Source organism: Paenibacillus anseongensis (assembly GCF_009757995.1).
Taxonomy (GTDB): domain Bacteria; phylum Bacillota; class Bacilli; order Paenibacillales; family NBRC-103111; genus Paenibacillus_E; species Paenibacillus_E chondroitinus.
The window spans coordinates 591,384-604,296 of record NZ_WSEM01000008.1; the positions used below are offsets into that span (position 1 = coordinate 591,384).

General features: G+C 42.2%; 12 protein-coding genes. 6 read left to right on the plus strand and 6 right to left on the minus strand.

Annotated features, from left to right (window positions below):
• Positions 1-339: 339 nt before the first annotated feature.
• From GON05_RS10295 to GON05_RS10305, 3 genes are read right to left on the minus strand one after another with little or no spacing between them, the layout of a single operon-like run.
• On the minus strand, positions 340-1,464 hold the full coding sequence (locus GON05_RS10295) for a Ger(x)C family spore germination protein (protein WP_157319052.1): 1,125 nt from the start codon (positions 1,462-1,464) through the stop codon (positions 340-342).
• Positions 1,461-2,576, minus strand: a complete 1,116-nt coding sequence (locus GON05_RS10300) for a GerAB/ArcD/ProY family transporter (protein ID WP_157319053.1) — start codon at positions 2,574-2,576, stop codon at positions 1,461-1,463. The genes GON05_RS10295 and GON05_RS10300 overlap by 4 nt, the downstream gene beginning before the upstream one ends.
• Positions 2,569-4,095: a spore germination protein gene (locus GON05_RS10305; protein WP_157319054.1), complete on the minus strand. Its 1,527-nt coding sequence runs from the start codon at positions 4,093-4,095 to the stop codon at positions 2,569-2,571. Before GON05_RS10305 ends, GON05_RS10300 begins: the two co-directional genes overlap by 8 nt.
• A 174-nt stretch (positions 4,096-4,269) precedes the next feature.
• On the opposite strand from GON05_RS10305, the gene GON05_RS10310 reads away from it, so the two are divergent.
• Complete coding sequence (locus GON05_RS10310) at positions 4,270-5,298, plus strand: DUF3231 family protein (protein ID WP_157319055.1); 1,029 nt, start codon at positions 4,270-4,272, stop codon at positions 5,296-5,298.
• 334 nt (positions 5,299-5,632) lie between these two features.
• Here GON05_RS10310 and GON05_RS10315 read toward each other — a convergent pair whose 3' ends face one another.
• Both GON05_RS10315 and GON05_RS10320 read right to left on the minus strand, forming a co-directional pair.
• Positions 5,633-7,807 (minus strand): GGDEF domain-containing phosphodiesterase, encoded by a 2,175-nt coding sequence (locus GON05_RS10315; protein ID WP_157319056.1) that lies wholly within the window; start codon positions 7,805-7,807, stop codon positions 5,633-5,635.
• Between the two features lie 368 nt (positions 7,808-8,175).
• Positions 8,176-9,270 carry an L-dopachrome tautomerase-related protein gene (locus tag GON05_RS10320; RefSeq protein WP_181646282.1) on the minus strand — a complete coding sequence of 365 codons (1,095 nt, stop codon included), beginning with the start codon at positions 9,268-9,270 and terminating at the stop codon, positions 8,176-8,178.
• Between the two features lie 228 nt (positions 9,271-9,498).
• On the opposite strand from GON05_RS10320, the gene GON05_RS10325 reads away from it, so the two are divergent.
• Together GON05_RS10325 and GON05_RS10330 are read left to right on the plus strand one after the other, a co-directional pair.
• The gene (locus tag GON05_RS10325) at positions 9,499-9,990 is read left to right on the plus strand and encodes a CBO0543 family protein (RefSeq protein WP_246238964.1); all 492 of its coding nucleotides are present in this window, start codon (positions 9,499-9,501) and stop codon (positions 9,988-9,990) included.
• On the plus strand, positions 9,987-10,505 hold the full coding sequence (locus GON05_RS10330) for a CBO0543 family protein (RefSeq protein ID WP_157319057.1): 519 nt from the start codon (positions 9,987-9,989) through the stop codon (positions 10,503-10,505). The genes GON05_RS10325 and GON05_RS10330 overlap by 4 nt, the downstream gene beginning before the upstream one ends.
• Before the next feature lie 114 nt (positions 10,506-10,619).
• Here the strand turns inward: GON05_RS10330 and GON05_RS10335 are convergent, their stop codons facing one another.
• Positions 10,620-10,910, minus strand: a complete 291-nt coding sequence (locus tag GON05_RS10335) for a hypothetical protein (RefSeq protein WP_157319058.1) — start codon at positions 10,908-10,910, stop codon at positions 10,620-10,622.
• A 204-nt stretch (positions 10,911-11,114) separates the two neighbouring features.
• Between GON05_RS10335 and GON05_RS10340 the strand changes: the two genes are divergently transcribed.
• Genes GON05_RS10340 through GON05_RS10350 form a run of 3 tightly spaced genes read left to right on the plus strand, consistent with a single transcriptional unit; the run spans position 11,115 to position 12,889 of the window.
• Positions 11,115-11,357, plus strand: coding sequence for a spore gernimation protein GerQ (locus GON05_RS10340; RefSeq protein ID WP_157319059.1), 243 nt, complete (start codon positions 11,115-11,117; stop codon positions 11,355-11,357).
• 12 nt (positions 11,358-11,369) lie between these two features.
• Positions 11,370-11,756 carry a spore coat protein gene (locus GON05_RS10345; RefSeq protein WP_053376866.1) on the plus strand — a complete coding sequence of 129 codons (387 nt, stop codon included), beginning with the start codon at positions 11,370-11,372 and terminating at the stop codon, positions 11,754-11,756.
• On the plus strand, positions 11,753-12,889 hold the full coding sequence (locus GON05_RS10350; RefSeq protein WP_157319060.1) for a zinc-dependent alcohol dehydrogenase: 1,137 nt from the start codon (positions 11,753-11,755) through the stop codon (positions 12,887-12,889). The genes GON05_RS10345 and GON05_RS10350 overlap by 4 nt, the downstream gene beginning before the upstream one ends.
• Positions 12,890-12,913: the final 24 nt, after the last annotated feature.

Sequence of the window (12,913 nt, forward strand, 5' to 3'; positions counted from 1 at the left end):
TAATTTTACCATTTAATCCCTAAATTTATGACTGATGTTATTCTGATGACCCGATAACAAAAAACGAATCGTCTGTTTTGGTAGTCAGCGATCAAATATCATTATCAATGTATTAAAAATGAAAAAGTGAGCAGCGCCGCGGCGATTTGCTCACTTAATGTTGTTGAACTATGCTGCCGGTTAGTCGGGAATGGGATAAAGATCTTGTCATTTGGTTTTGACAAGAACTTTATCCCATAAAACAAAAAAGCCGCGATTTTCGCGGCACTTAATTAGGTAATGTTCTTGTCAGCCGACGTTCTTGTATCCATTTCCTGCTTACAGTAAAGTCATTCCAATCTATTCCACTTGCCCTGACCTCACGATTCGAATATCGAAATGCACTTCAAAGGTAGCGGACTTATACATGTCGCGCCAGACTTCGCTCGTCAGATGTGCGCGGTAGACTTGGCTTCGGAGCACCTCGCCGAATCCAACAGGATCGGATTGCATCGCAGTTAGCCGCCCGAACAGTCGTTGAACATCGGCTTCCGATTTGCGGGTAATGGCTTGTTCGAGTGCTGCGATCACCGCCGGCTTGCCAAGATCAAGCTGCGCCGAGGATTCCGTCAGCATACCTTTCAACCGAACATCTACTCGGAACTTGAGCGGATACTGGCTAATGAGCTTTTTCTTACTGTCGCTCTGGATGTTTTCAATGACAATACGAACTTGCTTCTCGTCGATTTGCGAAGCGACTTTTCCTAAATTCTCACGATCCAGAGACACCTCAATGCTGCCTGCCTTATAACGGTCCCTGATGAGTTTCAGATAAAATGTTTCGTTTGGATTCACCGTGCCAACCATGCGATCACCGCGAAAAACAGCTACATTCTTTAGTTCGACTGATTCCCCTTTTCGCTCAATTAATGGAATCATTGGATCCTCCAGCGAGTAGTAATTTGACAAAAATTCATGCAGCGTACTCGAAATGAATTGCTCCCGAATGACGTTCTGATGAATGTTCTCGACGATATAAGCACCGGCATCCGGGATATCCAGATACTTGTGCATGAGGATGTCCTCCACATCGCCTTTACTCACCGCCATATACAAGGTGCTCGAAACGGATGCGTCGCGAAACAGCGTATCTACGAGTGGTAACACGCCTTTTTTGGCAAGCTTCTCGTTAAAAATCGCCACACGCAATTGGCCGGAAACGAGTTTCTTATGCGATTTTCGGTTGGCTGCAACCCTAGCCCCTTTGCTGGTTAAGGCTTCCGATGTCAGCCGCATGACTGGCGTTTTGGAGTTGGGGTCAATTTGATGCAAAACATACGTCCCTTTAATGCTGTCGCCTTCCAGCTCATCGTATCCTGCTGCAATGATCATGCCTAAGTCTTCGAGAACATTTTTCTTCAAATGTAGGGATAACGGCAGTGACATCACCAACACCAAGAAGAAAATGACATTGAACTTTTTCATGATTGCGTTTCACCTGCCAGCAACGTCGTTTTGTGCTTCCTGCCATAAAGCCAAGCAGCTACATATAAAATGAAAGGATACACATAGATGAGGTAGACACACCCTTTGGCAAAAAAGTCGTTAAGCGCTTCGATCTGAAGCCGAGTATCGATAAAGGAGCACGTAACCGTTACGACGCCGATGATTGGATAAAGCCAATACTTTTGCTGCCAAGCAAAGATTCGTTTAACTCCTCTGGAGGCTGCCCAGCAGAAAAATAGTAAATTCGGCAAAATCACCATCAACCACAAGCTTACGCCAATGAACTCAAAACGTTCCAGAAAAGGAAACTTGATTACTTTCAGCATGGTAAAGGTGGCCCAATTCGTCTTTAACAGCTCACCGCCGCTAAAGAACACAATCGACACAATCATGACCGTCGTATAAACGATCGTCACGCTAAAAATCCCTAGCTGTGCATAGAGCTGGACTTTCGTCTTGTCTTTCGCATATGTATAGATGAAATACAGGATCTCAAAGCCCGTCATCGTAAAAAAGTTTGAAAGCATCCCTTTTGCAAATTGTCCAGCATCTGCTTCCATCAGCGGCAGGAGCCGAGTCCATTCCGAATACCTCAGCGGAAAATACAGTAGTAGATTTAGCCAAAGCGTTAGGCAGATAAATACTAAACTTGTGCCGACAATGGTCCGTAACCCACCTCTCACACCGTAAAATACGGCACAGCCTATTAAGAGGGAGAGCACCCATTGCGGTGCAGCGGGAAACAGCCAAACCTGAATCATTTCCACATAATTGCGCAGCTCAATGACCATTGCAAATAGAAAGTACCCGATATAAATCAGGTTCATCGCATATCCAATCGTTTTGCCATACACCATGACATGTATGTCATACAAGTCTTTATCCCCAAACTTCCTGAGCGTTCTAATCATGATCCATACAATGAGCTGATTGACCAGTCCCGCCGCAAGAACGGCAAGCCAAGCATCATGTCCGGCATCCCTGTACACAATTCGCTGAAACCCGGGGAGTCCGACTCCCACTTGAGCGTCATGCACCAAAAATATCAGCAGAAAGCTGCTGTACATATAGGGTATTCGTGATTTATTCATCGATATCCGGACTTCCCTTCCGAGGCATGCCCCCCATATCGGCGAACACCGACCGCTTAGGCGCCATAGGAAACGGGATACGGAGAATGCCATCACGCTTATTTTTCTCCTTGATATCATATGGCGGGTAGAAATAGGGATGTCCAGCGCTTGTCAGACGCAGCAAATGGATTACAAGCAGCGTCGTGCTAAACACCATGCCGAACAGCCCTAACAAACCGGCAGAAATAATGATGGGAAATCGGATGATCCGAATCGTGAAAGCCATGGACAGAATCGGTGTTGTAAAAGAGGACAATGCGCTCAGGGCAACGATGATAATCAAAATGTTGCTTGTAAAACCGGCTTGTACAGCGGCTTGCCCGATGACGATACCGCCTACGATGCCCATCGTTTGGCCTACTTTTGTTGGAAGTCTTGCACCTGCTTCACTGAGCAGTTGAATGATCGTTTCCAGCATAAGCGCTTCGACAAGTGGTGGGAACGGCACCCTCGACCGTGACTGTGCCAGGGGGACTAGTACTGCCTGTGGAATGATTTCGTAATGAAACGTCAATGCCGCCACGTAGATTGCAGTTGCATAGAACGAGATACCAATAGCAATGATTCGCAATCCTCGCAGAAACAAACCGATAATCCATCTAGCATAATAATCCTCAATGGATTTGAAAAAGTCCAAGAACGTTGAGGGTGAGATCATGACATGAGGGCTGCCGTCAACGGCTATTACGATTTTACCTTCGAGAAGCGGAAAAATGGCTCGATCCAAACGTTCGGTGGTCACCGCTTGCGGAAAGAACGAACTTGGGCTATCTTCCAGCCATTGCACGAGAATCGTCGTATCTATGACTGCTGCCAGTTCCAGGGCCTGCAGTTTATCATGTATATACTTGACGATTTCGGCGTCAGCACGGTTGCTGATAAAGAGGAGTCGAATTTCCGTCTGCGTTTTTTTCCCAAGCTTCATGCTAATTTCACAAAGATCGGGGTCACGCAAATACTGATGGATAAGTGCAATGTTTGTGGTCAAGTTTTCCGTAAACGCAATTTGTGGGCCCAAAATCTGACTTTCGTTTTCGGGCTTCATCAGTGTGCGCTCGCGAATCTTTGCCGTATTAGCCAAGACGCCAATCGCATGTCCCTGTACATGAATGTACGTCCAACCGTGCAGTATATACTGCTGAATCGTTTCCCAATCCGTTTCCGGGAGCAGTTCGCAGCTCGGAAGCAGCTCAGCCAACCGCTCTGGCGTATTTGAACCATCTGTTTGCTGCAAAGGTTGCAACAGTGCTTGCAGCAGGACATCATCGTCCACCAATTGACTTAGGTAAAACACACCGATCGACGGTTGCGTCGGCAATGTCCGAGAGACGAAGTCCGGAAACATGCGAAATGCTGCTAGCAGTTGTTGCTGCATCTGAGCAAGTTCGGGCACAAGCAGATAGGAGGAAGATTGGCTTGCTGCCGCTGCGCTCTGTCTCGGACTTGATTTGAAGAGAAAACGAAAGAGAGAAAACATAAATTTCACCCAATTACCCGATAGATTTGATATGGGTATGTTTTCCTTGAAGTTGATGGATTATGCAAAAAATGGATAGACGCCTTTCGAATAAATTGACTTCTTGATCATAAATATACGTCTAATTGCAAAATATATATTTAACCAATTAAATGCACTTTGGAGGTTTGAATAATGACAGGAAATGAAAATTACATCCAATTAACTTCCGCTGAGATAGCGTGCATTTGGAGCGAATATATGAATGATACTATGTCTACATGTATTCTTGGCTATTTTTTAAGTCATGTAAAAGATAATGAAATTAAATCTGTTATCCAGTTCGCCTATGACATTTCAACTACTCGTATAGGCAAACTATCCGAAATATTCAATAACGAAAAAATTCCTTTACCTATTGGTTTTACAAATAAAGATGTAAATATAAATGCTCCAAGGTTATATACAGATCCTTTTATGCTTCAATATTTAGCGCATATGGCTAAAGTAGGACTACTCGCATACAGTGCCTTTGTTTCTATGGGTGCAAGAAAAGACATTAAAACGTTTTTCACTACAGGGCTTCAAGAAACATCCGATTTATTTGTTAAAAGTACGGATGTATTACTTGAAAAAGGATTGTATATTAGAGCACCATATATTGCATATCCAATGAATTCCACAATGGTAGAAACTAATAAATATTTAAGCGGTTTCTCTTTTTTTAGTAAACAACGTCCACTAAATGCAATTGAAATATCCCATTTATATATGAATATTTTGACTAACCAAATTGGATCAAAATTAGCACTAAGCTTTGCTCAAATATCGCCAAATAGTGATGTTCAGACATGGATGTTGAGGGGAAAAGATATCTCCAACAAACATGCTAAGATATTTTCAAGTTCTTTAATCGATAATGATACACAAGCACCCTCTTCATCAGACGTTTGCATAACGGATTCAACAACGCCTCCATTTTCAGACAAGTTGACAATGTTTCATATGAGTTTGTTAAGTGCTGCCGGGTCAGGAAATTACGCAACTTCAGCATCTGCTAGTCAAAGAAGTGATCTTATCGTGAATTATGAACGTTTATCTCTTGAAGTTGCTCAATATGCTAAGGATGGAGCAGATATTATGATTAAAAATGAATGGATGGAACACCCCCCCACAACTTTGGATAAAGAAAAACTTGCAAAGGATAAAAACTTCAGTAATTAGCTAATCATTTTATGAATTATAGATTTTCCGAAATTAATTAATTAATTAAATCACGCAAAACTTCCCGTTACTTTAAACGAATCCAGGGAGCAGCCGCCGGGTGGCGGGCTGCTCCCTGGTTATTAAGCTATCGTATCCTTTAGCGTAGTAACGGTTCTATATACCATCATTTTTTGGAACTGGTGATACATACAGCGAGTCATTCTGTATTAACACAATATAAAAAAAGCTCATCGATTGTTTCACGTATTTTCCTGGTAGTTACGAAGTTTTCGATTGCCGTCAGCTTATAACTATTATAAATATAAGTCGTTTTTGGGGACTCCATATATGTTTACTTTTTAGTTACAATATTTTTTATATAATTGATTCTATCCATCTTAACAAATCTACAATTGGGAACAAGAGGGTTTTTATTAATCTGCATGTCCAATTTATTCAATAATGGCGCTAATCGATCTCTTTCTTTTTCGTGGATAGTAAATTCTAAACCATATTGATAGATTCCATTTTCTATTTCTTGTTGCCAAACAATAGATCCAGATACTTTAATGAGTTCACCTAAAATCTCTGTCTCCATTTCAAATACGATGTCTGCATCAATAGCTAAACTAAGGTATGATAAGAAACGAAGTCCACCAATCCCAATGTCTTCTATTAATACCTCTGTACTTCCCAAACTAATCGCGTGATCTTTAATCCTAATGATGGTCATTTGCGAACTCAAAGGAAAAAAGAGAGCCACACGGGAATATCTCCGCTTGTTCTCAAACCCCATTAACGGACTTCCTTTAACTGGTGTTATGATACGATTTGCGAGTAGTCTTAAAAAATCTTCGAAAACAATAGGCTTACTAAATAAGTACCCTTGAACTTCATCACAATTTTGTTGCTTTACAAATGTTAATTGTTCCTTCGTTTCCACGCCTTCAGCTACTACTCTCATCCCTAACCCATGCGCTAAATGGATGATGGTTTTGACGACAGTAGCATTGGCTTGGTTGATGGTAACGTCCCTGATAAAAGATTTATCAATCTTTAATACATCAACTTTGAATCGAGTTAGATATGCAAGAGAAGAATACCCCGTACCAAAATCATCTAAAGATATTTTTATACCAAGTTTCTTTATCTCGGTTATCGTTGAGTCCACAAGTTCTTGGTTATCTAAAATGGATGTTTCTGTAATCTCCATTTCCAGCCATTTTCCTTCTAATTGTGTTTGTTCTAAAGTTTTCTTTATGGTACTAATAAAATTTTTTGATAAAAATCGGTGGGCAGAAACGTTTATCGAAATGGGTACGAGACTGATCCCTTGTTCTTGCCAAGATTTTAGTTGACTACAAACTGCTCTCTCAACCCATTCCGACAGTGGAGCGATTAATCCCGTCTCCTCCGCTAAAGGGATGAAATCTGCTGGAGCCACCATCCCCCACTCGGAATGATTCCAACGAACGAGTGCCTCAGCGCTCAATATTCTACCTGTTTTTGCACAGACTCGTGGTTGATAGTATACTTCTAAATGATTTTCTTCTATTGCTTTGCGTAGGTCTTTTTCAAGGGAAAATTTTTTAAAAGCTTCAATATCCATCACAGGATTAAAAAACTCATACCGATTTATGCTTTTTTGTTTAGCACTGTTAAGGGCTATATTCGCATTTTTTAATAAGGAACTTGCATCTTTTCCGTGTTGTGGATAAAAACAAATTCCTAAACTACATATCAAATAAAGTTGATTATCATTCAGATAAAAAGGATATTCTTCAATTGTTTTGATGATTTCTTGAGCAATTATTCCGACTGATTGAATGTCATTAAATTGTTCGTGCAGCATTATGGTAAATTGAATTCCCCCTACATGGGAAACAAATCCTTTTTGCCCTATATGTTGTATTAGCCGTGTTGAAAACTGTTTAATTAATTGATCTCCGATTATATACCCTAGTGTATCGGTAATATATTTAAAACGATCCAAATCTAAGGTGATGATGGCAAATGAGTATTGTTTTTGATGTGCCTCTCGTAACTGCTCACACAATTTTTGTTCAAAGCACCTTCTATTAGGTAAATCGGTTAAATAGTCATGATAAGCCATATGTTCAATAGTTTTTTCATAGTTTTTACGTTCTGAAACATTATTTACATAACCAATCAAGTCACTATCTGATGGAAACAATCTAACTTCAAGCCATTCATTTGTTGGCTCATAATATTCTTCAAAAGTAATAGAGACTTGTTCTTCCATAGCTTTATGATAATTTGTGTAGAATTTAGTATTAATGGATTCAGGCAGGGATTCCCATAAATTGTATCCAATAAGGTCTTCTTTCCTTCTTTGAACCCAATTCTCCATTGATTTATTTAGATAAGAAATAGTCCAATCTTGATCTACAATAAAGAAACCATTGGTTATATTATCGAGAATGTTAACTGTTGGTGGTAGGAGGGAACCATTATTTATACGATTTAAAGAATCTATCTTTAATTGCTTTGATTTAAATAAACCCATTATAGAATTCCCCTTAATATTTATCTTTGATATTTATCTACTTATAAAAAAAAGCTTACTCGATAAAAACTCCGAGTAAGCCACCTTTCCGGGCGCAAAGTATTTCAAGTGGTATATCGGCAACTGGTTAGCATGGGATCCTATTATAATACAAAATTCAACATATCACTACATTATTTTCAAAAAATGGATTAATCATTGCCAAAAATAACCGCCATTGTCAACAGTTTATTTATCAAGTCTTTTCGTAAATGGGTGCGAACTCTTTTTCAACGATTGTTGATTTTGAATTTGAATAGGAACTGGATGATATTTTGGATAGTCTTCATCAGAGCAAATAGAGTCAACTTTGTAAAGCGAAATACTTACTAAAAGGTAGGAGCAGGTGGTTCGTCTATTTTCATACGGAGTAAACTATAAGGCTTCTGCCGCAGGTCATTTCCATAATGAAATCTTGCCTGCCGATGTAATTGGTTCACGATGAAATATAAGTATTGATCTGGACCAATAGAAAAAGTATCCGGCCATAAAATTCTCGGATCATGTGCGATGGTTTCCATTATTCCGTTCGGCAATATCTTACGAATACTATTGTTTTCATAGTCTCCAGCGTAAACGTTTCCTTTTGCATCGGTGATCATTCCATCTGAAGCGCCTTTTTCTCCCCAATACTTCACGTGATACTGTAAATGCATATCCGGTAACGTTCGGTCTCTTAGGGCTTCCGTTGAAATCGAGTACAGATGACGACTGGAGAGAGGACAAAAATACAGCATCTTGCCGTCCGGGGAAATGGCTATACCATCGGATGCCAATCTAAAGGGTGAAGTAGATCCGTCTTTGTTTCGATTCATCAGGATTTTACCTTCAACTTTCGGTAAGAGATAGAGATCGGGCGAAGTTGAATTTGCCCCATTTAACCTTCTCCAGGCATAACCGGTTTCTAAATCAACGACAATAATGGCTCCTGGTCCTCGGGAAGATGAATCCGTTATATAAGCATAACCTGCTTTACCAACACGAAAGTCAACTCGGACATCATTCAGATACGTGGTTGGCAGGACAACATCTTCCGTAAATGTATATACCCTTTTTATAGTATTTGAATTTAAATCAATAGCGACTAACTTCGCACCCCCTTTGATGGGTTCTGAGAAATTAGGAGCTCCTGTATCCAATACCCAAAGCGTACCATTTCCATCTGCAACGACACTTTGCACACTAATGAGGGACGTTGTGATATTCGATGGGCTTACCACATTAGCTTGTAAACTAGGATAAGGCTGTAATGTATCGTGTACGATTTCAGCCACCGTAAATTTAACGTCGTCTCCCCATTTGGGAAAGCAAATGAAAATACGCCCGGTTTCAGAAACAGCAACGCCTGTAGGCATGGCTCCGTAAAATAAAAAAACCGCCTCAAACTTACCGAAATACTTTTCACTCGGTAACATCACTTGTATAAATCCTCCTCAACAGTTTCGAACTGCTTTCCCCTATTTATATGACTGAATGTGGCTCAATTGCCTGGATAATAAAATAATATTACGGGAACCTCGCAAGTTCGTATCTATGACGGACAACGAGTAAACGGTGTTGTATTTTTTTGCCTAAGTATCACCGCCCACGAAAGTGTGAATAAAAAGAAGTACACTTACATAGGAGCCTCCTTCCTTGTACAAGCTATGGCCATGAACATCGAACGAAATTTATTGCTGCTAGTCTGGTTTGTGTGTATAACCACCATCTATTTTCTTGTTCCAAGAGCAAAAGCTCATGAATTTGTGCTGTGCTTTCTTGCGTGTCAGGCTGTGGTATGGACGGTAGAAATGCTGCTCGTTCACTTTGATCTGGTGGCCTACCCGTTGCGTGAATTTCCCAAAGCTTCGGATTTGAATATCACGTTCAAAGTGGTGTGGACGCCTGTTGCGAGCGGACTTTATTATATCTTCAGACCTCGTTCGAATAAGTTGACGAAGTGTTTTTACTTTGCCGCCTGGATTTCACTGCTCACCTTAATTGACGGGTTGCTAGCCGCATATACCGATTTGGTGGATTATGTACATTTTCACTGGATTTTGATGGCGATCGTGTTATCGTTTATATTCCTATCCGTCCACAGCATAGCGAGCTGGTTCTTTAGAAACCGCAAAGTTTTCAGAAAGGAGGCGAGCGACCGATGAGTTTGCTGCTGCAATACGGCATTATCGTCTCCGTGTGGATCCTTTCATTGTCATTGATTCTCATTATCCCGCGGCAGAAACGTCGATTGGCGATGGTCGCTTTTTTGTTCAAACAGTATATTACATGTATTTTCGGTCATGCCGTGGTCGAACTCCAACTTCTCGCCTATCCCGTAAGGGAGCTTGCCGACGTTAACCGGACGAGCTTCACCTACGAATATATGGCCTATCCGATGACATGCGCGGTGTTTAACGTGTATTATCCGAGCCATCGGAGTGGCTGGATTCAATTCGGCTATTACGTATTATTCGCTACTGTACTGACGATAGTTGAGGTGTTGCTTGTACAATATACAGATCTGATTCGGTATGTTCGTTGGAACTGTTTTTGGTCGTGGGCCACTATTTTCCTCACATGCCTGATGACTCGAGCGTTCTGCGTGATCTACTTCGGAACCATGATACGAGTGGAAACGGCAAAACAAAAGAACGCATCCAATACGACACGTTCCTAAGCTCCTGCTGCCGCCGCGCATGGTGCCGAAGAACGTCGGCATTTAAACAACCAACCCGTAATAATAGGAAGCAAAAGAAAGAGGGAGTCCCCTTAAGGGTCTCCCTTTCGCTTGTCATGATTCGCTGTGCTGGTCCGGCAGACGTAATGCGTTTGCTGAAGTCTGTGCTTGATCTAAAAATTCCTCTGCTTGGGTCAATTGCTGCCGGGCCGTCTCCAAAGCTTGTGAATTTGTTGACGCATTAGATTCACTTATCGAGCTTATCGCCTGATTTAAAGCCGTTTGCGCCTCAGAAACCGCGTTAGATGCATGCTGTTCAAGCGTATTGCCGCTCGAGTTAAGTGCACCTTCCGCCGGTTTTCTTGCATTTTCGGTTGCTAGATCAATTTTGTTTTCATTGGGCAAGGTAAGTCCTCCTTCCTTAAACAAAGATCAATAACTTAAACGAAATATTATACAGAAATAAGTATGCGGTTGAGATTTTGTTTATATTCTTACGACTGCATGGGAATATTCGGACCCCACATTTCCGGCAATTAAATTTTAGTATAAGATCCAATGCGGAGGTAAATCTAACTTAGATGAAAAAAAGGAGGAGATAATTTCTCAATGAATACGCCAACGCTAGCGCCGCACGAATCGATGGAACTGCATGAAGCGTTAAACTTTAAAACGCTTTGCCTCGCTAAGTCAAAACTTATGCAAGGCTTGGTCTTTGACCAAGAGCTTAAAGCGTTAATGCAGAAGGACGTCATTCTATCCACGAAACAGATTGCCGAGCTCCAGGCCATCTACGCAAGATCCCCATTCCAAGCACCTGTTCCAAATAGCCCGACACCTATCACACATTAAAGGGGAGCGCCAATGAACACCGATTATTTAGACCCGATCAATTCATTAAATATGCCGGAAATGGCAGACATGACTTTTGCAATGGACTTCCTTCTTCGTGCTAAGGAGGGTGTGCGGAATTTGTCCATCGCCCTGACGGAAACGGCTTCTCCGGATGTAAGAGCGCTGCTACGCAATCATCTTAAGCAAGGGATTGCAATGCACCAAGAAATCACGGAGCTCATGATTCGCAAAAAATGGTTCCATCCTTACGAGCTGAATGAACAGTACCAACTCGACCAGCTTTCAGCGAAAAATACGGTGATGATCGGGCAGATGAATTTGTTCCCGGGTGATACGTCGCGTAAAGGGATGTTTGATCGGACCCCAGATGAACATATTGGAGGACATAAAGCATGAAGGCGGTAACTTATCAAGGGATTAAAAATGTCGTGGTCAAAGAGGTGCCGGATCCAAAGATTGAGAAACCGGACGATATGATCGTAAAGGTTACCAGTTCCGCCATTTGCGGTTCGGACCTTCACCTGATTCACGGGATGATCCCTAACCTTCAGGAAAACTATGTCATCGGGCATGAACCGATGGGGATTGTAGAAGAAGTAGGACCTGGAGTGACCAAGGTAAAGAAAGGCGACCGGGTGATCATCCCTTTCAACATCGCATGCGGAGAATGCTTTTATTGTAAGAATCAGTTGGAAAGCCAGTGCGACAACTCAAACGAACACGGGGATATGGGCGCATATTTCGGCTACTCCGGAACGACCGGTGGTTACCCTGGCGGGCAAGCCGAGTATTTACGAGTTCCGTTTGCTAATTTCACCCACTTCAAGATTCCTGAAAACTGCGAGCAACCGGATGAAAAGCTAAGCTTGATTGCCGATACCATGACGACGGCGTTCTGGAGCGTAGACAATGCCGGCGTCAAGAATGGAGATACAGTCATCGTACTCGGCTGCGGTCCGATCGGACTTCTTGTCCAGAAATTCTGCTGGCTGAAAGGAGCAAAGCGGGTCATCGCCGTCGACTACGTCGATTACCGCTTACAGCATGCGAAGCGAACGAACCATGTTGAAATCGTAAACTTCGAGCAGGATAAGAATATCGGTAACAATCTCAAGGAAATGACCAAAGGCGGCGCCGATGTCGTGATTGATGCGGTAGGAATGGACGGCAAGATGAGCGATCTCGAATTTCTAGCCAGCGGTTTGAAACTGCAAGGCGGCACCATGAGCGCATTTATCATTGCGTCTCAGGCTGTACGCAAAGGCGGGACCATCCAAGTCACTGGGGTATACGGCGGACGCTATAATGGATTCCCATTCGGCGACATCATGCAGCGCAACGTGAATATCCGTTCCGGACAAGCTCCGGTCATTCATTATATGCCGTATATGTACGAGTTGGTTAAGTCGGGTAAAGTGGACCCTGGAGACGTTGTTACGCACGTCATTCCGCTCAGTGAGGCCAAGCGCGGCTATGAAGTGTTCGATACGAAAACGGACGATTGCATCAAAGTCGTCTTAAAACCTTGAATATGGATGAATAAATGGGGGGAC

What these genes read in the sequence shown, in the direction of transcription:
- GON05_RS10345 (WP_053376866.1), top strand. Translation starts at nt 11,370, where the DNA reads ATGAACACCGATTATTTAGACCCGATCAATTCATTAAATATGCCGGAA.
- GON05_RS10325 (WP_246238964.1), top strand. Translation starts at nt 9,499, where the DNA reads ATGAACATCGAACGAAATTTATTGCTGCTAGTCTGGTTTGTGTGTATA.
- GON05_RS10310 (WP_157319055.1), top strand. Translation starts at nt 4,270, where the DNA reads ATGACAGGAAATGAAAATTACATCCAATTAACTTCCGCTGAGATAGCG.
- GON05_RS10330 (WP_157319057.1), top strand. Translation starts at nt 9,987, where the DNA reads ATGAGTTTGCTGCTGCAATACGGCATTATCGTCTCCGTGTGGATCCTT.
- GON05_RS10295 (WP_157319052.1), bottom strand. Translation starts at nt 1,464, where the DNA reads ATGAAAAAGTTCAATGTCATTTTCTTCTTGGTGTTGGTGATGTCACTG.
- GON05_RS10300 (WP_157319053.1), bottom strand. Translation starts at nt 2,576, where the DNA reads ATGAATAAATCACGAATACCCTATATGTACAGCAGCTTTCTGCTGATA.
- GON05_RS10315 (WP_157319056.1), bottom strand. Translation starts at nt 7,807, where the DNA reads ATGGGTTTATTTAAATCAAAGCAATTAAAGATAGATTCTTTAAATCGT.
- GON05_RS10305 (WP_157319054.1), bottom strand. Translation starts at nt 4,095, where the DNA reads ATGTTTTCTCTCTTTCGTTTTCTCTTCAAATCAAGTCCGAGACAGAGC.
- GON05_RS10340 (WP_157319059.1), top strand. Translation starts at nt 11,115, where the DNA reads ATGAATACGCCAACGCTAGCGCCGCACGAATCGATGGAACTGCATGAA.
- GON05_RS10350 (WP_157319060.1), top strand. Translation starts at nt 11,753, where the DNA reads ATGAAGGCGGTAACTTATCAAGGGATTAAAAATGTCGTGGTCAAAGAG.